This is a genomic window from Bordetella genomosp. 9 (genome assembly GCF_002119725.1).
In the GTDB taxonomy this organism is placed as follows: Bacteria; Pseudomonadota; Gammaproteobacteria; order Burkholderiales; family Burkholderiaceae_B; genus Bordetella_C.
Genome location: NZ_CP021109.1, coordinates 672,696 through 693,137 on the forward strand (window position 1 = coordinate 672,696; position 20,442 = coordinate 693,137).

Sequence of the window (20,442 nt, forward strand, 5' to 3'; positions counted from 1 at the left end):
TCGCTCGTTCAGAAAGTGCCGGGATAGGCGCCGCCGTCGGCCAGGATGTTCTGTCCGTTGATATAGGCGGCGTGCGTGCTGCACAGGAAGGCGCAGATGGCCCCGAACTCTTCCGGGTTGCCGAAGCGGCCGGCCGGGATGCCCGCCTGCCGCGCGGCGCGCAGCGCGCCGATGTCCTTGCCCGTCTTGGCCGCCTGCGCGGCGAAGCCGGAATTCAGGCGATCGGTGTCGAAGGCGCCCGGCAGCAGGTTGTTGATCGTTACGCCGCGCGCGGCCAGCCCGGTGCGGGCCACGCCGGCGACAAAGCCCGTCAGGCCGCTGCGCGCGCCGTTGGACAGGCCCAGCACATCGATGGGCGCCTTGACCGAACTGGACGTGATGTTGACGATGCGGCCGAAGCCGCGTTCGGCCATGCCGTCTACGGTGGCCTTGATCAGCTCGATGGGCGTGAGCATGTTGGCGCGCAGCGCGGACAGCCACTGTTCTTCGTTCCAGTCGCGGAAGTCGCCCGGGGGTGGGCCGCCCGCGTTGGTGACGACGATGTCGTAGTCGCGATGCGCCGCGAAAACCGCCTGGCGGCCTTCGGCGGTCGTGATGTCGGCGGCAACTGCCTTGACGAAGCTGTCGCTGCGCGAACGCGCTTGCTCCAGCCGCTGGCGGGCGGCCTCCAGCGCATCCCCGCCGCGCGCGACGATGACCACGTTGACGCCCTCGCGAACCAGGGCCAGCGCGCAGCCGTAGCCCAGACCCTTGCTGGCGCCGCCCACCAGGGCGGTCCTTCCCGAAATACCCAGATCCATCGTTGCTCCTCGTCGCGCCCCCGGATTACGGGCGCATATTGAACTTCTCGATCAGCGCCTTGAAGGTCGCGTTGTCGCGCGCCATCAGCGCCGTGAAGGTTTGCTGGTCGGCCACCACATAGCCCAGGTTCTGTTCGGCCATGAACTTCTTCAGGCTGTTTTCCGCGGCGGCCTTGCGGAACGCATCGCCCAGCGCATCCAGCACGGGCTGCGGCGTGCCCTTGGGCGCCGCAATGCCCCGCCACGTGCCGATCGACAAGTCTATATTGCGTTCCTTCAGGGTCGGCACATTCTCCATGCCGGTCACGCGCTGGTCGGCCATCACCGCCAGCGTTTTCAGCTTGCCGGCTTTCACATACTGGATGACTTCCGCGGGGCTGACCGCCACGGCGTCGATATGCCCGCCCAGCAGTGCCAGCACGGCGGGGTTGCCGCCATTGAAGGGGATGTGGTTGAACTTCGCGCCGGTCTTGTCTTCCAGCGCGGCGGCGGCCAGGTGCCAGATGGAGCCGATGCCGGCGTTGCCCAGCTGGATCGCTTCCGGCTTGGCGCGCGCCGCTTTCAGGAAGTCTTCGATCGTGTTGTAGGGCGAGTCGGCGCGCACCGTAATGGCGGACGGGTCGGCGTTCAGCTGGATGATGGGCGTGAACTTCTCGTACGTCGTCTTGGTCAGGCCCAGGTGCGGAATGATGACCATGTCGGCGGTGACGAGCGCCAGCTTGTAGCCGTCCGGCGGCGCGTTGGCCACCTCGGTCAGGCCGATGGCGCCGGCCGCGCCGGGCTTGTTCAGGACGACCAGCGGTTGCGGCAGATGCGTGCGGGAAGCATCCGCCATGGCGCGGGCCAGGGCGTCGGTGCCGCCGCCCGCCGCGAACGGCACGACCAGTTCGATGGGCCGGGCAGGGAAGTTCTGGGCCTGCGCCGCGGGCAGGGCGGCGAGCAGGGCAGCGCTGCCAAGCAGCGCGGAAAAAAGACCGCGAGTGAACGCGCGACGTTTCATGATGTTGTCTCCGATTGCTGTTATGAGTCCGCGAGGGGTCGAAAGGCTAGTAAGTGGCGCGGCCCCCGGAAAGGTCGAACACCGCGCCGGTGTTGAAGGTGCATGAATCCGAGCAAAGCCAGGCCACGAGTTCCGCGACCTCGTCCGGCTCGCCCAGGCGCTGCATCGGGCTTTTGGCGATCATGGTCTGCACGTGTTCGGGCGCCATCTGCGCCAGCAGCGCCGTGCGGACCGCGGCGGGCGCCACCGCGTTGACGCGGATATCGGTCAACGCCAGTTCCTTGCCCAGGGATTTGGTCAAGGCGAGTACGCCGGCCTTGGCGGCGCTGTACGCCGCGGCGTTGGGCGTGCCTTCCTTGCCGGCCAGCGAGGCGATGTTGACGATGCGGCCCTTGCCGGTCTTGCGCATGTGCGGCACGACCGCGCGGCAGACGTTGAAGGTGCCGGTCAGGTTGACCTGCACGATGGCGTCCCAGGCGGCCGGGTCGTATTCATCGACGGGCAGCGTCGGGCCGGCATAACCCGCGCTGTTGATCAACATGTGGATGCCGCCGAGCCGCGTCAGCGTCTGGGCGCAGGCCGCTGCGACGCTGGCGCGGTCCGTCACGTCGACGGCAAGGGCATACGGCGCCGCCTCGCCGGGACGCAGGTCCCAGACCGCCACGGTGGCGCCATGGGCGCGCAGTTGCCGCGCGATCTCCGCGCCGATGCCGTTGGCGCCGCCCGTTACGACGGCGACGCGTCCGCTGTAGTCATACTTCGCCTTGGCTGGGCGCATGGCTTACCGGATGAATTGCTGAACGTAGTCTTCGCCCAGGCCCACGTCGGCGAAGTGCTTGCGGCACATGTCGATCTTGGTGAAGACGTCTTCGTAGCCCATGCCCTTGCCCCACGGGTCGGTGTAGTACATGACGCCGTTCACCTGGAAATAGGTGATCATCTCTTCCACGTCGGGCGGCACGTACAGCGTGTGCGTTTCACCGGGCGGCTCGAAGACGTAGCTGCCTTCCGTGGCTTCCCAATCGTGTTCCAGGTAGCGCCAGCGGCCCTTGAGCACGAAGCCGTGCACCGCCTGGGGATGGCGATGGCGGCTGAGCACGCCGGATTTGCGCACGCGCAGCAGGTTCATCCAGTAGCCCTGGCTGGCGTTCAGACAGAGCGGGCGGAACCACACGTTTTCCGCTTGCGGGACCCAGAGTCGTTCGTCGGTGGGGATGGCGTTCGGAATGACGATCTCCGGCAACGCCTCGCGCGGGTTGGGATATTGATAAGGGGTCAGCGGTTCGGCATCGGGTCGATCGATAGGCATTGTCCGTCCATCCCGTTGTCCATATTATGGGCAACATGTTTATGTTATGGACAGGCAGTATATCGGCAATGCCGCCGGGCGATAGGGCGGGTAAACCCTTGGACAGGATGCCGGGGCTTGTCAACGCTGGAAGGAGCCCCGCATGGGTACGCAAACAGGCCCTAGGCCACCTGCCGCCGCAGCGCTTCGGGCGTCCACAGCCGGCCCGGCACGGACGCCAGCAGGGCCTGGGTGTAGGGATGCGCCGGGCTGGCGAATATGCGCGCCGTATCGCCGTGCTCGACGATCTCGCCGTTTTTCATTACCGCGATTTCGTCGCAGACCTGTGCGGCCACCCGCAGGTCGTGCGTGATGAACAGGATGGAAAGATTCAGCCGGGCTTGCAGGCTCGCGAGCAGATCCAGCACCTGGGCCTGCACGGACACGTCCAGTGCCGAGACCGGCTCGTCGGCCACCAAAACCTTCGGATCCATCGCCAGCGCCCGCGCCAGGCCCACACGCTGCCTTTGCCCGCCGGAGAACTCGTGCGGATAGCGATCCAGCGCATCGGGCGACAGCCCCACGAGTTCGAACAGCTCCCGCGCCCGGCGCCACGCCGCCTGCCGCGGGACGCCATGCGCGACCGGCCCCTGGACGACGATGTCGCCCACGCGATGGCGCGGATTGAGCGAGCCGTAGGGATCCTGGAAAACCATCTGCACCAGCGACGCATGACGTCTTCGGTCGGCGGCGCGCTTGAGGCTGACGCGCTCGCCGAAGACGTGCATGTCGCCCGTTTCCGGCACGAGCAGGCCCAGTACGTTGCGGGCCAGCGTCGATTTGCCCGATCCGCTTTCGCCCACGATGCCGAGGGTGCGCCCGGCGGGCAGGGTCAATGAGACATTCTTCACCGCATGGGTGACCCGGGCCCTGCGCCGGCCCCAGCGCTGCTTGCCGTAGGTCTTGGACAGACCGGTGATCGTCAACGCGGCGGGCGCGGTTTGCGCCGCAGGAGGCACGCGGCGCGCCGCGGGTTGCAGCGGTGGAACGGCAGCGATGAGCGCGCGGGTGTAGGCGGCGCGCGGACGGTAAAGGACTTCGCCGGCGGCGCCCAGCTCCACCAGCCTGCCTTTCTGCATCACGGCGACGCGATCCGCGATCTCCGCCACGACGCCGAAGTCGTGCGTGATGAACAGCACCGCGGTGTCCTTGCGCCGCTGCAGGTCGTGTATCAGGTGCAGGATCTGCGCCTGCGTCGTCACGTCGAGGGCGGTGGTCGGCTCGTCGGCGATCAGCAGCCTGGGTTCCAGGGCCAGCGCCATCGCGATCATGGCGCGTTGCCGCTGCCCGCCTGAAAGCTGGTGCGGATACGCGCGTGCGGCCTGTGCCGGATCGGGGATGCGCACCGCGTCGAGCAGCGCCAGGGTGCGCGTGCGGATTTCCCGTGCGCCCAGCGAGGTGTGGACGCGAAAGACCTCCGCGATCTGGTCGCCGATGGTGCGCAGCGGATTCAGGGCGGTCATCGGCTCCTGGAAGATCATGCCGATTTCCTTGCCGCGCAGGCGCCGCAGGCGTTCCGCCGGCGCGGTGCGCAGATCCTCGCCCTGCCACACGATGCGCCCGCCGCTGGCGGATACGCCTTCAGGAAGCAGGCCCAGGATCGCGCCGGCGGTCAGCGATTTGCCGGAGCCGCTTTCGCCGACCACGCAAAGGATTTCGCCGGGATGCACGTCCAGGCTGACGTCTTCCAAGGCATGCGGACGGTCGCCGCCCGCGGGCAGCGCGACGGTGAGATTCTGGATGGAAAGCAGGGCGGTCATTGCGTGATTCTTCGTGGTGGGCGGGCGATGGAAGGGGCTTTCACAATCGTTGGCCGCCGCTGGCGTCGATGCGTTGGCCGGTGACCCAGCGTGCCGCGTCGCTCGCCAGAAACGCCACGATGTCCGCGACGTCGCCGGGCTGCCCGACGCGCCCCAGCGCGACGGTCCGTGCGATGCCGGCCGCCTGGGCCGGGTCGCTCGCACGCGGGTTCAGGTCCGTGGCGGTTGCGCCGGGCAGCACGGCATTGACCGTGATCCCGCGCGGGCCCAGCTCCGCAGCCAGCAGCAGGGTCAGCGCTTCCAATCCGGCTTTTGCCGGCGCGTAGACGCTCATCTCCGGGTAGGCGGCGCGGGTCCCCATGGATGACACGTTGACGATGCGCCCGCCGTCCCGCAGCACGGGAATCAGGCGCTGGATCAGGAAGAACGGCGCTTTCAGGTTCACCTGGATGACGCGATCGAAGTCCTGCGGATGAACTTGTTCGATACGCGCGCGCAGGCCGATGCCGGCATTGTTCACGAGAATATCCAGGCCATCGGCGCCGGCGCCCGGCAACGCGTTCTTCACGGCGGCCGCCAGAGCATCGGCGCCATCGGCGGTTTCCAGGTCCGCCGCCACGGTGGATGCGCGGCCGCCATCCTGCTGGAGCCGCGCGGCGAGGGCTTCGGCGGCGTCCCGCCTGTGCTTGTAATGGATGAAGACGTGCGCGCCCTGATCCGCCAGCGCCGAAGCGATCGCCCGGCCGATGCCGCGGCTCGCGCCCGTGACCAGGGCGGTCTTTCCAGTCAGGTCGAAACGGCTCATGCGGTCACCTCCTCGCCGGCGGTTTCCCAGGCCTGCCGGGCCTCCAGATCCCGGGCCAGCCGGATCAACGCGTGCCGGTCTACCTTGTTGGTGCCGGCCCAAGGCAGCTCCGCGACGAATCGCACGCGCCGGGGATGCTGATAGGCGGGGCCATGGTCCAGCGCGTGGCGTTTCAGCGTGTCGGAGTCCAGCGTGCTGCCCGCGCGCCGCACCACGAAGGCCACCGGCACGTGGCCGCGTTCCTCATCGGGCAGGGGCACGACGCAGGCCTGGCTGACGTCGGGGTGGCGCTCCAGCAGCTTTTCCACTTCCACCGGATAGATGTTCTCGCCGGCGCAGACGAACATGTCGTCGGCGCGGCCGATGAAGTAGAAGAACCCCTGCTCGTCGCGGCGCATGACGTCGCCGCTGTAGTACCAGCCGTCGCGCAGCACCTGCGTGCTTTTCTCCGGCAGGTTGTGGTAACCCTTGAGTACGGCGGGATTGCGCATCAGCAGCACGCCTTCGTTCTCGTTGGGGCCGTCGATCAGCCGCACCTGCGCCGGGTCCAGGGGATAGCCCAGCGCCAGGCCGGGCGCGGGGATGCCGTCCGGATGCGGCCCGAACACGGCAGGGCCGGCCTCGGTGGTCCCATACCCATGGGTGATCTGCGTGCCGGGAAACGCGCGGCGGATACGCTCCAGCAGGTCCAAGGTCATCGGCGCCGACCCCAGCATGACGCGCTTGAGGGACGAGAAGTCGCGGCCGCGCAGGCGCGCCGGATCCTTCACGATGCGGGCGAACATGGTCGGCACGGCGGTCAGGATCGTGATGCGATAGCGTTCCAGCGCGTCCACGTAGCTGTCGACGTCGAAGCCCGGCAGGATGACCAGCAGGCCGTGGATCGAGAACGCCCGCTTGGCCATGAACAGGCCGTTCATATGGAACAGGGGCTGTGCAAGCAGAAAGCGCTGCTGCTCGCCGCCCGCCGGCAAGGCGGTCGCCGTCAAGGCCCACAGCTGGCCGGCATGGGTCAGCGGCACGCCCTTGGGTTTGCCCGTGGAGCCGGATGTATAGAGCATCTGCGCGATATCGTCCGCGCCGGGGCGGACGCTTTCGAATTCCGCCGGGACGATGCGGGACGCGAATCCGTCCGCGCCCTCGTCATCGAAATCCAGCACCGGCACGCGGCCCGCAAAGGCGGCGCGGCGCGGGCCATCGGTAAAGGCGACCGCGATGCCCGCATCCTGCAGAACGTAGTCCAAGGTCTCCTGCGGCTGCTTGATATTGATCGGCACGGCGACATAGCCGGCGCGCATGATGCCGAAGTAGGCGATCAGGTACTCCGCCCGGTTCAGGGATGCGATCGCCACGCGCGCGCCGCGCGGCAGGCCCTGCGCCCGCAGCCAGTTCGCGACGCCGCCAGCCAGCGCGCGCACTTGGGCATGGGTGTAATGGCGCGGGTGGTCCGCCTCGCGCAGGTCCACCACGGCGGGGGCGTCCAGCGGCAGGGAAGGATCGTTCAGGTCGCCCAGGTTGTAGAGAGTGTCGGTCATGGAGAGTCTGCAATAACGCTGCGGCCGTTGCGTCAACGCTTGCGCAGCTTGGGGTTCAGGGCGTCGTTCAGGCCGTCGCCGACCAGGTTCAGGGCCAGCACGACCAGCATGATCGCGACGCCCGGCACCGCGCACAGGTACCAGGACGAGCGGATCAGGCTGCGGCCTTCGCCGACCATGCGGCCCCAGCTGGCGATGTTGGGATCGCCCAGGCCGAGAAACGAGACGACGGATTCGTACAGGATGGCGCCCGCCACGACGAGCGAGGCCATGACGATGACCGGCGGCAGCGCATTGGGCAGGATCTCGCCGAACACGATGCGCAGCGGATGCAGGGCCACGGCGCGGCACGCCTGCACGAATTCGCGTTCCTTGAAGGACAGGAACTCGGCGCGGGTCAGGCGGGCGATGGGCGGCCACGACACTAGGCCGACGGCCAGCGTGATATTGCCGATGTGCGGCCCGAGCACGGAGACCACGGTCAGCACGAACACGACGTTGGGAATGATTTGGAACAGTTCGGTCAGGCGCATCAGGGCTTCGTCGGTCCATCCGCCCGCCCATGCCGCCATCGCGCCCACCGTTACGCCGATGACGGTTGCCGTGGCGGCGGCGACGAGCCCGATCAGCAGCGTCGCCCGCGCCCCATGCGCGATCATGGCCGCAATGTCGCGCCCCATCGCATCGGTGCCCAATGGAAAGCGCCACGACGTAAAAGGCCAGGTCTCCGGCGCGGCCACGATGCGCAGCGGATTGCCGGGATAGAACCACCCCGCGCCCGCCGCCAAAATCGCCACGGCGAGCAGCAGCACGGCCCCGGCCAGCGCGCCGCGATTGCGCGCGAACCGCGCCAGGAACCCCCCAGCGCCGAAGCGCGGTCGCCTCAACGCTGGGGCCAAAGTATCCGAAATACCCATATCAAAGCTCCATCCTATTCACCCTATCCGCGGATCGAGCCGGGCGTACAGGATGTCGACGATGATGTTTGCCAGGATCACCACCGCCGAACTCAGCACCAGGATGCCCAGCACCACCGGGTAGTTGCGGCTCATGACGCTGTCGAACAGCACGCCGCCGATGCCGGGCCAGCTGAAGACGGCTTCCACGACGATGCTGCCGCCCAGCACCGCGCCCAGTTGCAGCCCCAGCAGCGTGACGACCGGCAGCATGGCGTTGCGCACGATGTGCCGCAGCACCACCGCGCCGCGCCTCATGCCCTTGGCATAGGCGGTCCGCACGTGGTCCATGCGGCTCACTTCCAGCATGGAGGCCCGCATCACGCGCGCGTAGTTGGCGCTGTAGAAAAGCCCCAGCGTCAGCGCCGGCAGCGCCAGGTGATGCAGGACATCCAGCGCCTGTGCCCAGAACCCGCCGTCCAGGCCGATGGTTTCCATGCCGCCCACCGGGAACCAGCCGAGCTTTACCGAAAAAAGAATGATCAGCATGATGCCGAGCCAGAAGCTGGGCGCGGCAAAGCACAGCACGGCGAACACGGACACCGCGGTGTCCCACCACGTGTTGACCTTGATCGCGGACAGGATGCCGGCGGCCGATCCGGCCACGACCGCGATGGCGAGCGCGCTGAGCATCAGCAGCAGGGTGGCGGGCAGGTGCGCCAGGATCACCTCGAGCACCGGCAGGTTGTGGCGATACGAGTAGCCCAGGTCCAGCCGCGCCACGGACGCCACGTATTTCGCCAGTTGCACCGATGGCGGCTGATCGAGCCCGTAGGTGGTGCGCAGGCGCTCGATCAGCGCGGGGTCGGTCACCTGCTGCTCGGCGGTCATCACGTCCAGGAAGGTGCCGGGCACCATCTGGATCAGGGTGAAGTTCAACACCACCACACCCAGCAGCAGCGGTATGGCCTGGACGATGCGGCGCAGGATGAGACCGAAAGCCATGATGCGCCTCAGGCGTCCAGCCAGACGTCGTCCAGGGATTCGCCCTGTACGTTCGCCGCCGTGGTGAAGTTGCGTACCTGCTTGCCCGCCAGCGTGAAGGACTGCATTTCCACCAAAGGCACGATGGGCACGTCGGTCGACGCCAGCCGCGCGAACTCGCCAGCAAGTTTTCTGCGGGCGGCGGGATCGGTCTCCACGGCCAGGCGGCCGACCAGGCTGTCCATCTGGGGGTTGGAGTAGCCGGTGGCGTTGCGGAAGGCCGCGCCTTTGACGATGCCGTCGGTGGTGAAGTACTGGGTGACGGTGGGCACCAGCTCCAGCGGCGCCGTCCAGTTCGAGATGGCGATGTCGTAATCGTAGTCGCCGTAAATGCGTTTCAAGGCCGTGGCGCGGTCCGCGTTATCGAGCCGGACGGCAATGCCGATGTCTTCCAGCGCCTGCTTCACGTACTGCCCCAGCTTGGCGTTTTCCTCGAACCATGCCGCGGCCAGCAGGTTGACCGTGAAACGCTTGCCGTCCTTCACGGGAAGGCCGGCCGCGTCCAGCAGAGCGGCGGCCTTTTTCGGATCGAAGTCGTAGCGGGGCACGTCCTCGGTGTAGAACAGGCTGTTGCTGCTGAACACCGGCGATATCGCGGGCTTGCCGCGACCGAAGTAGATCGTGTCCACGATAAACTTGCGGTCGATCGCATGCAGGATGGCCTGCCGGACTTCGCGGCGGTTGACGAAGTTGCGGCGCTGGTTGAATTCCAGCGTGACGGTCCATGCCGAGTTCGCGTAGCCCCGCGTGTCCACGACCACCTTGCCCGTCTTGACGAGGCGGTCGATGTCGCGCGCGGGCACGGGGTTGGAGTAGGCCAGCGCCAGTTCGCCGGTCTCCAGCGCGGCGCCGCGCGAGGCGGGGTCGGCCCACCAGCGGATGATCAGCTTGTCCACGTAGGGCCGGCCCGTCCGCCAGTAGTCGGCGTTGCGCGCGTACTGCACGTGGCTGCCGCGCACCCACTGGCCGAATTTCCACGGGCCGGTGCCGACAGGCGCGTTGTTCAGGGGATGGGTGATGATGTCCTTGCCTTCGTACAGATGGCGCGGAAGGACCAGCTGGAACTGGCCGGCCAGGATGGACTTCAGGAAGAACTCGGGCGTGGGCTGATCGAAGGTCAGCACCACGGTGTGGCTGTCCGTCGCCTCGGCCTTGTTCAGCGCCTTCAGCGCGATGCCGGCCGAGATCGGCTTCCAATGATGCTGGAAGTTGAACACCACGTCGCGCGCGTCGAAGTCGGCGCCGTCGTGCCATTTCACGCCCCGGCGCAGGGCAATGGTGTACTGCTTGAAGTCCGCCGAGGCGCTGACCGATTCCGCAAGCACCGGCTGGAACTGAAGCTTGTCGTCGAGTTTCAGCAGGCGCTCGAGGATTTTGGTGGAGGTCTGGAAGGGACTGGAGCCGCCGCCGCCCGGCACGAACAGCGCTTGCGGTTCCAGTCCGCCCCAGCTCGCGACGAGGGTGCCGCCGCGCCGCGGCGTTGCGGCCTGCGCGCGCGACGCGGGCATCCAGCCATAGCTTGCCGCAAGGCCGGCGCCGGCGGCGCCGCGAATCAGGAAATCGCGCCGCGATAGTCCTTGTTGCTTCATGATGCTTCCTTTGCGATAGGTCAGGACAGGGTGGAATAGCTGGCCCGTCCGATCGCCACCAGTACGCCCTGGTCGTTGAACAGATCGACGTCGGCGACGCCGACGGACTTTCCGGCGCGGCGCACCCGCGCTACCGCCAGCAGGCCGGTATCGATGGCCGGGCGCAGATAATCGACGCGGAAGTTGATGGTCGGAAGACCCCGGCCCAGCAGCATGCCGATCGCGAAATCGCCGACCGTATCGATGATTGCGGCCAGGGGGCCGCCATGCCACTGCCTGCTATGCGCGCCCCGCTCGAACTCGGGCCGAAACGGCGCCTGGACGGTCAGAAGGCCGTGTTCGTGATCGACGTCGCGCACCTGCAGGTGCAAAGAGGCGATGAACGGAGAGCGGTCGAAGCAGCCCTGGATGGCCGCGGCGTCCAGCTTTTCATGGTCGGAGACGGGATGGCTCATGGCGTCACCAGCACCTTGCCGAAGACCTTGCGGTCCTCCAGCGACGACAGGGCCTGCGCGCCCTGCTCGAGCGGCCACTCGCGGTCGATCAGCACCTTCAGGCGCCGCGTGCCGACCAGTTCCAGCAGGCGGTGCAGGTCCTCGCGTTCCCAGCCGTTGGAACCCAGGATCTGAAGTTCGAAAGTCCAGATGTAGCGCAGGTCTTCCTTGGGATCGAAGCCGGCGGTGGCGCCGCAGGTCAGGACGCGGCCGCCCAGGCGCAGGCAGCGCAGCGACTTGACCCAGGTATCGCCGCCCGTGAAGTTGACCACTACGTCGACGCCGCCGCCGCGGACGCTGCGGCGGCGCGCGGCCTTGCCATAGCGCTCGTGCACGACTTTGACGAAGTCTTCCTCGGTGTACAGGATGACGTCGTCCGCGCCGAGCTCGCGCAGGCGTTCGGCTTTCTCGCGCGACCCGGCGCATGCGATGACGGTGGCGCCGGCCAGTTTGGCCAGTTGCACCGCGCATACGCCGACGCCGCCGCTGGCGCCCAGGATCAGTACCTTCTCGCCGGCCTGCACGCGGCCGATGGTCTCCATCATGCGCAGCGCGGTCCCGTAGGCGACGGGCAGGCTGGCGGCCTCGGTAAAGCTCACTTCATCGGGCAGCCGGATCAGCTGATGCGCCGCGACGCGGCAGAGTTCAGCCAGTCCGCCATGCGTGGTCTCGCCCACCAGGCCGCCGTTCACGCGGTCGATGGGATCGACAAGGACGCGATCTCCCGGCTTCCAGTCCCTGACCTCACTGCCGACTTCGGCGATTTCGCCCGCGACGTCCAGGCCGATGATCACCGGGAAGGGCAGGCGGATGCCTGGCATGCCGCGACGCGTGAACACGTCGTGATAGTTCAGCGACGACGCTTTGACGCGGATGACGACGTCGTCGGGCCCGGGCCGGGGATCGGGAAACTGGCGGTCCAGCGTCAGCTTGTCGGCGCCGCCGTGCTCATGCAAAACAATGGCTTTCATAAATGAGGGAGGATAAGGTCAATGCCAGGCGGCCAGCCCGTTCAGGGCCTGGCCGGTGATTTCGATGCCGTGGCGGATCACGGACCTGCGCCAATGGCCGGCGTACGGCACGAAGGCGTCAATCAGGTCCGCGCGCAGCTGCCGGTCGCGCGCGGGGTCGGGACGTTCGGGCGCGCGGAAACGCAGCCATTGGTCCAGACGCAGGGCCTCGCGCATGTGCAGCCCGCGCGTGCCGAACTCCACCACCGCGCCCGCGACCTTGCGGCCGGGAAGAAACGCTTCGACGCCGCGAAACACCAGGCCTTGATAGTCGGGGCGCGCCAAGCCGTGCGGCCGCTGGCCCAGGACGCGATCGCGCCCCCACCACTGTGCCGCCTGCTGCTGCGTCTCGCTGCCCTCGTCGTTGAAGCACAGGAAGAATGGCTCGCCGTACTCGCCGATGCCGGTGTGCCAATCGATGAAGGCGACGCGTTCGCTGCGCGCCAAGTGCTCGGACAGAATGCGTTCCAGCGTCAGGTTGGACCACTCCCGGCCCTGGCCGCCGTAGACGAGCCCTCGCGGGTGCCGGTACTGTCCGCTTGCCGTCGCATTGAACAGCGCGTCGTCGCCGTGCTTTGCGCGGAAGGTCTCGATGGCCTGCCGGACGCCCGCCTGCCCGGCATCGGTCCATTCCAGGGGGATCAGGTGCGGATGGAGCTCGTCATAGGCCGCGTTCACCGGGTACGGCTGCTCGTGATCGACGAAGTTGCGGTTCAGGTCGACGTTGTTCTCGGTGGTGCGCGTCTGGTACGCCCAGCCATAGGGATTGATCGCATGGACGAGCACCACGTTGGTGTCGGCGGGCAGCTGGCGCGCCGCCGGCGTCGCCATCCATGCCACCTGCGCCGCGGATCCCGCCGCGCCTTCCAGGCCATGCGTGCCGCTCACCACCAGCAGCGTGCGAGACGCATCGGCCGGCCCCAGCCGGGCCACGTCCACGCTCAGTGGCTGTCCATCCGGGCCTTGCGCCGTTGGATGGGGATAGCGCCACAGCGGCGCATCGAGGGCCCGGGCGGCCGCGATGAAACGCGCGCGGCCATCCGCGTAATCCAGCGCGAAGGCCTGCCAGCTTTCCAGGATGCCGCTCACGATGCGTCCTCCTGCACGAAAACCTGAAGGGCCCCCGCGGCATGGGCAGGATCGACGACGATCCGGTCCTGGGCGCCGTCGCGGATGGCCACGCCATTGCGGACCAGTACGTCTCGCGTCCTGGCAATGTCGCGCACGCCGATGACGGAGCCGGCCAGCCACTTGCCGTTCAGCGCGGCGGGCGGCCGGATGCCGGCATAACGCGAGGAGAAAGCGGCGGGGGTCAGGAAGCGCAGGCGCAGCGAGCCGCGCCGCAACTCCCAGCCGTCGCTGTCCGCGTTGCCAATGGAGATCGCGCCGAAGGCCTTCGCATAAGCCTCGCGCAGGCTGTCGGGCTCGGGATGAACGGCCACCAGCGCCTCGATGCGGCGGGCGGTGTTCTCGTGCGCCTGCCACTCCGGCCGGAAAACCAGATGACGCGTCAGGTGGCCGCAGGTGAAGTAGTCCGGCAGTCCGAAGACCCCATCGGGAAAGTTCAGGTTCAGCCAGGCCGCATCTTCGGTTCCGTCCGGCAGGTGCACCGGCCGCCCGCCGCTGACGGGCGCATCGGCTTGAATGCCTACCGCCGCCAGTTCCCGCTGCACGGCCGCGCTGTCCGTGGTCTGCAGCGCCACGGCTACCGGCCCTTCATAGTCGTCGGGATAGCGCCTGAAACGCGATGTGGCCCGCTGTTCCGGCGGAAAGTACAGCAGCTCCAGATAGTTCGAATCGAGTATCACGGTCTGGTTGCGGGTGCCGGTGTGATGGCGGCCTTGAGGCGCCAGCGCAAAACCGAGTTTTCTGTACAGGTCGCTGGTGGATCCCAGGTCGTTGACGCGGATGATGTAGTGATCCAGTCCGGTCACGGAGGGCAATGACATCGGTTGCTCCTTCTGAAGAGCTGGTCAGGATCGCATGCGCCAGCGGCGCCGCGAACGATCCGTTTCTTATGTCGATATGAACGCCGCGCGCGGTCGGCGCATCGCCCTGCGGAGCGCTGTCCGCATATGCGTTGTTGCGCCATACGCTTATGCGATTCGTGTCTTAACACGCGCGGGTATGGGGCGGGTATGGGCCTTGCGCCGGGCGGGCTCCGCCGCGAGGCGCAGCGCCGTGCGACGGCAAGTGGATTCGGTATGAGCAGCATTGAACGCAGGAACCTGGTGATCTGCCGCGCGGGGCGCAGATCGCTGCATACGACATGGCTGGATGACGCGGCAACACGCACCTGGGATCTTTACCTCTGCCCATATCAGGATGTCGCGCCCGGGCAGCCCGATGGGGGCGTTGTCATCGGCGACGTGATACCCGGACCGAAATGGTCAGGCTTGCGCCAGTTGATGCGCGACTGGAATGGCTGGCGCGACTACGACCGGGTCTGGCTGCCCGACGACGACCTGTTCGCGACACAGGGCACCATCGATCGCATGTTCGAGCTGGCCGACGCGCTGTCATTCGATCTGTGCGCGCCGGCCCTGCACGAGGCGTCCTATTACGCGCACTTCAGCACGATGCGCAACCGCCGCTGCGTCGCGCGCCATACGGGCTTCGTCGAGATCATGGCGCCTTGCTTCAGCAAACGCGCGCTGGATGGGTTGCTTCCTACACTCGAACTCACCACCACCGGATGGGGATGGGGCCTGGATTCGCTGTGGCCCAAGCTGCTCGACTATCGCCACGTCGGCGTCATCGATGCCGCACCGGTCCTGCATACGCGCGCCGTCGGGGCCTTTCGCGACGAAGCGCTGGGGCGGCGGGTCCACGAGGAATCCGACCGCATCATGGCGTCGCACGACTGCGGGCAGGTTCACACCACTTACGCGGCCTTCGACCGGACGCTGCGTAGCATGGACCTTTCCAGCGATGCATTGAACGTCCTGCTCGTGGATGGGTGGCGCTATCTGCTAGATGCGAATCCGCGGGCGCTGGCCTGGATCATGGCGTTCCAACAGCCGCGCGAAGGCTGGCCATCCTATCCGGTGGCCGGCACGCCGGCGGGCGGCCCGCCGATGGCTGGCGGCCGCTCATAGGGGACGCTCATGCCCACCGCCGATGTACTGCCCGATGCGGACGACCGCGCGCTTGCGCCGTCCGCGCCCACCCGCCTGTGCCTGGACACCTTGAGCGCGCTGCCGTCCGCAATAGCGCGGCCGAATTTCGATGTGCGCCGGCTGCGGCCCGGCATCCTGCATCTGGGCTGCGGCGCCTTTCATCGCGCGCACCAGGCATTGATGACGCAGCATGCCATTCATGCCGAATGTCCACGGCCCGGCATGCCGCCGCCGGCGTGGGGCATCGTCGCGGCCAGCCTGCGCAGGCGCGGCACGCTGCAGTCCCTGCGCCGGCAGGACGGCTTGTATAGCGTCATCGCACGCGGCGCCGACGCTACCGCCGTCGACGTTGTGGGTACGGTACGGGCCACGCTCTACGGCCCGGAGGACATGGCCGCGCTGCTTGCGTGGCTGGGCGACCCGGCCTTGCGCATCGTCACCTTGACCATCACGCCGGCGGGTTATTGCACCAGCGCCAAGACCGGACGCCTGGACGAGCAGCATCCGGATATCGCGCAGGATTTGCGCGACGGCAGCCATCGCACCGCGATCTCGCTGCTCGTGCGGGGACTCGCGCTGCGGCGCGCGATGGGACTGGCGCCGCCGGTCGTGCTGTCGTGCGACAACGTGCCGCGCAATGGGGGGCTGCTGCGGCAGGCCTGCATCGACTACGCGGCATTGCGCAGCGATGCCATGGCGCAATGGCTTGCACGGCAGGTGCAATTCCCTTGCACCATGGTGGATCGCATCGTGCCCGCCGCGACTGCCGGCGACGATCCCGACGCCGTGCGGCGCCTGGGCATGGCCGACGGCGCGTCGGTGTGCGCGGAGCCTTTTCTGCAATGGGTGATCGAGCGCTTCGACGGTCCGCGCCCCATGTGGGAAGCCGCGGGCGCGGAGTTCGTGCAGGACGTTTCGCCCTGGGAAGCGTCCAAGCTGCGCCTGTTGAATGGCGGCCATCTGCTGGTGGCGTATCTGGGTCTGCTGGCCGGTTACGATACCGTGCAGCGCGCCATGGCCGACCCCCTGTTGGCCAGGCTCGCGCTGCGCTTCATGCTCGAGGAGCAAATGCCCACCCTTCCGCCCAGCAATCACGACATCCGCGCTTACGCCGGCCAGCTGATCGCCCGCTGGCGCAATCCCGCCATCGCGCACCGGCTCGACAGGGTGGGCCGCGACAGCGCGGCCAAGCTTCCCGGACGGCTGGTCGCGTCGCTGCGGGACAACCTGCGCGATGGCAGGGCCGCGCCCTGCACGCTGCTGGCCATTGCCGCATGGATGCGATGCGCCGCGGGGCTGGTGCCGGCGCGATCCGGCAGTGCGCTGGCGCCGGAGCCGGGCCTCGCAGTGGCGGCGCGGACCGCCGCCGCGTCCGGTGCCGCCCAGCCCAAAACCATAGTGGACGCCTTCCTGGACCTTTCCGGCGTGTTCGACGACACGCTGCGCATGAATACGGCGCTGCGCGCCGCTTTGGTCGATGCAATGACGCGGCTGCAGCATGGCGGCGTGCGCGGCGCGATGGCGCGCTGCCTGGCGGAGGGATCGCAATGAACGCGCGCTATCCGGACTCCCGGCCCGGCGTGGACGCGGTCGTGTTCGATATGGACGGCCTCCTGCTGAACACGGAAACGCTGGCGGCGCAGGCGCTGCTGCTGGCGGGCAGGGAAGTGGGCATCGATACGCCGCAGGATTTCTGCCATTCCCTGATCGGGGTGCCCGCCGACGAGTGCCGCCGCCTGCTGTTGGACCGTTATGGCCGGAAAGCGCCCGCGGATGACTTTTTCGCGGCCGCGACGCGGCAATTGCTCGCCATGGTCGACGATGGCATGTTGGAGCTTCGTCCGGGCGCGGAAGACCTTTTGCGCTACCTGGAAGCGCGCGGCGTGCCAAGGGCTGTCGCCACGTCGTCGTCGCGCAATAAGGCGCGTCACCATCTTTCCGCCGCCGGGATCGCCGGCCGGTTCGACGCGGTCGTCACCCGCGACGACGTGGCGCGCGGCAAGCCGCATCCGGACCTCTATCTGTGCGCGGCGGCCCGTCTTGGCGCCGAGCCTTCGCGCTGCCTGGCATTCGAGGATTCCTATAACGGCGTGCGCGCGGCTCACGCGGCCGGCGTGCCGGTCATCATGGTGCCCGATCTCCTGAAGCCCACCGACGAGATGCGGCGCCTGTGTGCGGACATCCTCGAGGACCTGGGCCAGGGCATCGAATGGATCGCGGCGGCCGGATCGCCGGGCGTCGCCCTTACGGCGCGGATGACGCGGCCTGCGGGGGCCGATGCAGGGCCACGGCATGGTCGCCCTGGCGCGGATACCGGCGCATCACCGCGGGATCGTGCCCCGGAATGATGTGTTCCGGCGATTCCGCATACCGGGCCAGGATCTCGTAGCCGGCCAGCATGTCGGCCACGTTGTAAACGATGGGGAAGGGCGAGGCCTCGCGCATGTTGTCGTAGAAGTGACTGGCGTCGGAGGCCAGCACCACCCATCCGCGTTCCGTGTGCACGCGCACCGCCTGCAGCCCCTGGGTGTGTCCGCCGATGTGCAGGACCTGGATGCCGGGAGCGATTTCCTGGTGGCCGTGGCAAAAGTTCACGCGCTTGTCGTAGACGCCGCGCAATACATCCACCACGTCTTCGACCGCATAGGCATGGCGCAGCACGTCGAAGCGCATATTGCAGCCGCAGGCGTAGTGCATTTCGCTTTCCTGCAGGTGGATGCGCGCGTGCGGCAGGCGGCGCAGGTTGCCGGCATGGTCGTAATGCAGGTGCGTGACGATTACGTCGCCGATGTCCTGCGGGGCCAGCCCGAACGCCGACAGAGCGTCGATGGGACAGCGCAGGAACTGGCGGCCGCGCTCGCGCGCCGCGGCCTCGTTGAAGCCGGTGTCGATCAGGTAATGGCGCTTGCCGTCGCGCAGCAGCCAGACGTAATAGTCCATCGGCATCGGGCCGTCGTGCGCATCCGGCGGCGTAATGAAGTTCTCGCGCCGGGTGCGCTGCACGGTGGCGTAGCGGATGGCGTAGATTTCGTAGCGCGGCAGCATCATCGGGCCTCCAGGCGTTCGAGTTCGGGGCGCAGGTAGTCCAGCAGCCGCGCCGGGTTTTCGATCATGGGAAAGTGGCCCAGATCGGGCATGGTCAGATAGCGCGCGCCCGGTATCAGCGCCGCGACGCGTTGGGAGTCCTCGGGGCGTGCGGAGTAGTCATAGGCGCCCGTCATCAGACAGATGCCGAAGCGCGACGCGTCCAGGCCGGCCAGGTGCGTCGGCGCGTCGAAGTCCTCGCTGTAGAAATGCAGGTCCGACGCGTAGACGCCGAAGCCGCCCTGCGAATAGATCCAGGCGGCCTCGCGGCGCATGGCCAGCGGCGACTGCGGCGCCATCAGGCCGCGCACGTAGGCGGCGTTGTGCGCGGCCTGGTTCACCTGCGGATGGCGAAGCATCGGGGTCAGGCGTCCCGCGGCCCGCCAGGGCGCTTCCAGCGCGATGACGCCCGCGACGTCGGCCGGGCTGCGCGCGGCGGCATACAGGGCCATGGCGGCGCCCATGGAGCAGCCGAGCAGCACGGACGGCCCGCCGGCGCATTGCCGGATGACCGCCTGGCAGATGGCGAGGTAATCGTCGCGGCGCAGGTCCGGCGCCGTCCATGTCGTGCCGGGCAGCGGCGGGCTGCGGCCGTGGCCGGGCATGTCGAAGGCGATCATGCGCCATTTCGCGCGCAGCGCCGGGTCGGCCATCAGGGCATGGTATTGGCGCGCGTCCGCGCCGGCGGTGTGCAGCAGAACGAGCGGCGCCCCCTCGCCGGCTTCCTCGATATGCAGGCATGCCGTCGTGCCGCCGAAGGCGATATCGGCATAACGGCCATGAATGGCGCTGCGGTCCAGTTGGGAATGGGGCGGGCCGGCGCCGATCTGGCCGCGCAGGATTTCAAACAGGCGCTCCAGCGCATGCAGCGCCTGGGCCAGCGGCAGCTCGCCGCCTTGGATGGAGAAGCCTTGCGCGAAGCGCATGGCCGCGGTGAAGGATTGGTAGCCCGGCGGCGGGGCCGGGCGCAGCATTTTGTCCCATGTGGACGCGGGAGCGGAAAGCTGCAGGGACGTTGCCGCATCCGGCGGACCGGCGGGGTCGCCGGGCCACGCCGTCAGCTCGCCGCCGCCGTCCACCCGCAAACGGATGGCGGCGGGCAGGGCGCGCGTGGCGGCCTGGAATTCACGGTCCCGGCTCGCCTGGGCCAGCGCGGCTTGCAGCTTCTCCTCGATCGCGTTCATGGTCTTGAGTCTCCTCTTGTTGCCGCCGCAACACCTCCAGCGCGGCGCGCTCGGCGTTGACGATGTGCGCGCGCGCGGCCGCCTGCGCCCCTTCGGGATCGCGTTTGGCGATGCACGCGAAGATGCGGTCGATCTCGGCCAGGCTGCGCGGCAGGCGCTGCGGGCTGGCGAACGACGTGGCGCGCAGCAGATTGATGCGCGACAACAGGCCGGGCAGCATGTCCTTGACCAGATCGTTGTCGCAGCCGCCCAGGAGCACGTCGTAGAACTCGCGCTTGGCCGCTAGCAGGGCCGTGCGGTCGCCGTCCTTGGCGCAGCGATGCAGCGCCTTTACCGTCTGCTGCAGGCGCGCGATGTCGCTGTCCGTGGCCAGCCGGGCGAATTCGTGCGCGGCATAGCCTTCCAGCAGGGCCCGCATCGCGTACAGGTCGCGCGCCGCCTTGGCGGTCAGGCGCACCACCGTGGGGCCGCGATGCGGTTCGATGGTGATCAGACGCTCCGCTTCCAGGGTGCGCAGCGCTTCGCGCAGCGTGGGGCGGCTGATGCCCAGCTGCTCGCACAGTTCGTGCTCGCGCAGCTTGTCGCCGCCCTTCAGGCGGCCCTGCATGATGGCGGTGCGCAGATAGTCTTCGACGCGGGTTCGCAGCGTGCCGGGTTTCTCGAACACGGAATCGGGACTGGCCATGACTTCCTCGGCTGGCTTGGCGCCCCGCATGCCGTCGGGCGCGCTCATGACGCCGCCCCGGCCGCGGGCGCGAAAAGGAAAAGCCGAAC

General features: G+C 68.1%; 20 protein-coding genes. 3 read left to right on the forward strand and 17 right to left on the reverse strand.

What is annotated here, in order from left to right; all coding sequences use genetic code 11:
- Positions 1 to 8: 8 nt before the first annotated feature.
- The 14 genes from CAL13_RS03115 to CAL13_RS03180 form a co-directional block, all read right to left on the reverse strand.
- Positions 9 to 800 carry an SDR family oxidoreductase gene (locus tag CAL13_RS03115; protein WP_086071481.1) on the reverse strand — a complete coding sequence of 264 codons (792 nt, stop codon included), beginning with the start codon at positions 798 to 800 and terminating at the stop codon, positions 9 to 11.
- Positions 801 to 825: 25 nt separating this feature from the next.
- Positions 826 to 1,800: a tripartite tricarboxylate transporter substrate binding protein gene (locus CAL13_RS03120; RefSeq protein WP_086056084.1), complete on the reverse strand. Its 975-nt coding sequence runs from the start codon at positions 1,798 to 1,800 to the stop codon at positions 826 to 828.
- A gap of 46 nt (positions 1,801 to 1,846) precedes the next feature.
- Positions 1,847 to 2,578: an SDR family NAD(P)-dependent oxidoreductase gene (locus tag CAL13_RS03125; protein WP_086071482.1), complete on the reverse strand. Its 732-nt coding sequence runs from the start codon at positions 2,576 to 2,578 to the stop codon at positions 1,847 to 1,849.
- A gap of 3 nt (positions 2,579 to 2,581) precedes the next feature.
- Complete coding sequence (locus tag CAL13_RS03130; protein ID WP_086071483.1) at positions 2,582 to 3,109, reverse strand: 2,4'-dihydroxyacetophenone dioxygenase family protein; 528 nt, start codon at positions 3,107 to 3,109, stop codon at positions 2,582 to 2,584.
- Positions 3,110 to 3,270: 161 nt separating this feature from the next.
- Positions 3,271 to 4,908, reverse strand: coding sequence for an ABC transporter ATP-binding protein (locus CAL13_RS03135; RefSeq protein ID WP_086071484.1), 1,638 nt, complete (start codon positions 4,906 to 4,908; stop codon positions 3,271 to 3,273).
- A gap of 40 nt (positions 4,909 to 4,948) precedes the next feature.
- The gene (locus CAL13_RS03140) at positions 4,949 to 5,713 is read right to left on the reverse strand and encodes a glucose 1-dehydrogenase (RefSeq protein WP_086071485.1); all 765 of its coding nucleotides are present in this window, start codon (positions 5,711 to 5,713) and stop codon (positions 4,949 to 4,951) included.
- Positions 5,710 to 7,248: a class I adenylate-forming enzyme family protein gene (locus CAL13_RS03145; protein ID WP_086071486.1), complete on the reverse strand. Its 1,539-nt coding sequence runs from the start codon at positions 7,246 to 7,248 to the stop codon at positions 5,710 to 5,712. The genes CAL13_RS03140 and CAL13_RS03145 overlap by 4 nt, the downstream gene beginning before the upstream one ends.
- A 32-nt stretch (positions 7,249 to 7,280) precedes the next feature.
- On the reverse strand, positions 7,281 to 8,165 hold the full coding sequence (locus tag CAL13_RS03150; RefSeq protein WP_086071487.1) for an ABC transporter permease: 885 nt from the start codon (positions 8,163 to 8,165) through the stop codon (positions 7,281 to 7,283).
- Positions 8,166 to 8,183: 18 nt separating this feature from the next.
- On the reverse strand, positions 8,184 to 9,149 hold the full coding sequence (locus CAL13_RS03155) for an ABC transporter permease (protein WP_086071488.1): 966 nt from the start codon (positions 9,147 to 9,149) through the stop codon (positions 8,184 to 8,186).
- 8 nt (positions 9,150 to 9,157) lie between these two features.
- Positions 9,158 to 10,777, reverse strand: coding sequence for an ABC transporter substrate-binding protein (locus CAL13_RS03160; RefSeq protein ID WP_086071489.1), 1,620 nt, complete (start codon positions 10,775 to 10,777; stop codon positions 9,158 to 9,160).
- Between the two features lie 20 nt (positions 10,778 to 10,797).
- The gene (locus CAL13_RS03165) at positions 10,798 to 11,232 is read right to left on the reverse strand and encodes a PaaI family thioesterase (RefSeq protein ID WP_086071490.1); all 435 of its coding nucleotides are present in this window, start codon (positions 11,230 to 11,232) and stop codon (positions 10,798 to 10,800) included.
- Positions 11,229 to 12,242 (reverse strand): quinone oxidoreductase family protein, encoded by a 1,014-nt coding sequence (locus tag CAL13_RS03170; protein ID WP_086071491.1) that lies wholly within the window; start codon positions 12,240 to 12,242, stop codon positions 11,229 to 11,231. Before CAL13_RS03170 ends, CAL13_RS03165 begins: the two co-directional genes overlap by 4 nt.
- An 18-nt stretch (positions 12,243 to 12,260) precedes the next feature.
- The gene (locus CAL13_RS03175) at positions 12,261 to 13,370 is read right to left on the reverse strand and encodes a M14 family metallopeptidase (RefSeq protein WP_086071492.1); all 1,110 of its coding nucleotides are present in this window, start codon (positions 13,368 to 13,370) and stop codon (positions 12,261 to 12,263) included.
- The gene (locus CAL13_RS03180; protein WP_086071493.1) at positions 13,367 to 14,230 is read right to left on the reverse strand and encodes a VOC family protein; all 864 of its coding nucleotides are present in this window, start codon (positions 14,228 to 14,230) and stop codon (positions 13,367 to 13,369) included. Before CAL13_RS03180 ends, CAL13_RS03175 begins: the two co-directional genes overlap by 4 nt.
- A 255-nt stretch (positions 14,231 to 14,485) precedes the next feature.
- Between CAL13_RS03180 and CAL13_RS03185 the strand changes: the two genes are divergently transcribed.
- From CAL13_RS03185 to CAL13_RS03195, 3 genes are read left to right on the forward strand one after another with little or no spacing between them, the layout of a single operon-like run.
- A complete protein-coding gene (locus tag CAL13_RS03185; RefSeq protein ID WP_086071494.1) occupies positions 14,486 to 15,379 on the forward strand; it encodes a DUF707 domain-containing protein in 894 nt (297 codons plus the stop codon).
- A 9-nt stretch (positions 15,380 to 15,388) separates the two neighbouring features.
- Entirely contained in the window at positions 15,389 to 16,951 is a 1,563-nt protein-coding gene (locus CAL13_RS03190; protein WP_086071495.1) for a mannitol dehydrogenase family protein, read from the forward strand.
- Positions 16,948 to 17,748 (forward strand): HAD family hydrolase, encoded by an 801-nt coding sequence (locus tag CAL13_RS03195; RefSeq protein WP_086071496.1) that lies wholly within the window; start codon positions 16,948 to 16,950, stop codon positions 17,746 to 17,748. The genes CAL13_RS03190 and CAL13_RS03195 overlap by 4 nt, the downstream gene beginning before the upstream one ends.
- Here the strand turns inward: CAL13_RS03195 and CAL13_RS03200 are convergent.
- Genes CAL13_RS03200 through CAL13_RS03210 form a run of 3 tightly spaced genes read right to left on the reverse strand, consistent with a single transcriptional unit; the run spans position 17,645 to position 20,353 of the window.
- Positions 17,645 to 18,448, reverse strand: a complete 804-nt coding sequence (locus CAL13_RS03200) for an N-acyl homoserine lactonase family protein (RefSeq protein ID WP_086071497.1) — start codon at positions 18,446 to 18,448, stop codon at positions 17,645 to 17,647. The genes CAL13_RS03195 and CAL13_RS03200 overlap by 104 nt on opposite strands.
- Positions 18,445 to 19,668 carry an alpha/beta fold hydrolase gene (locus tag CAL13_RS03205; RefSeq protein WP_086071498.1) on the reverse strand — a complete coding sequence of 408 codons (1,224 nt, stop codon included), beginning with the start codon at positions 19,666 to 19,668 and terminating at the stop codon, positions 18,445 to 18,447. Before CAL13_RS03205 ends, CAL13_RS03200 begins: the two co-directional genes overlap by 4 nt.
- The gene (locus CAL13_RS03210; RefSeq protein ID WP_198297952.1) at positions 19,610 to 20,353 is read right to left on the reverse strand and encodes a GntR family transcriptional regulator; all 744 of its coding nucleotides are present in this window, start codon (positions 20,351 to 20,353) and stop codon (positions 19,610 to 19,612) included. The genes CAL13_RS03205 and CAL13_RS03210 overlap by 59 nt, the downstream gene beginning before the upstream one ends.
- Positions 20,354 to 20,442: the final 89 nt, after the last annotated feature.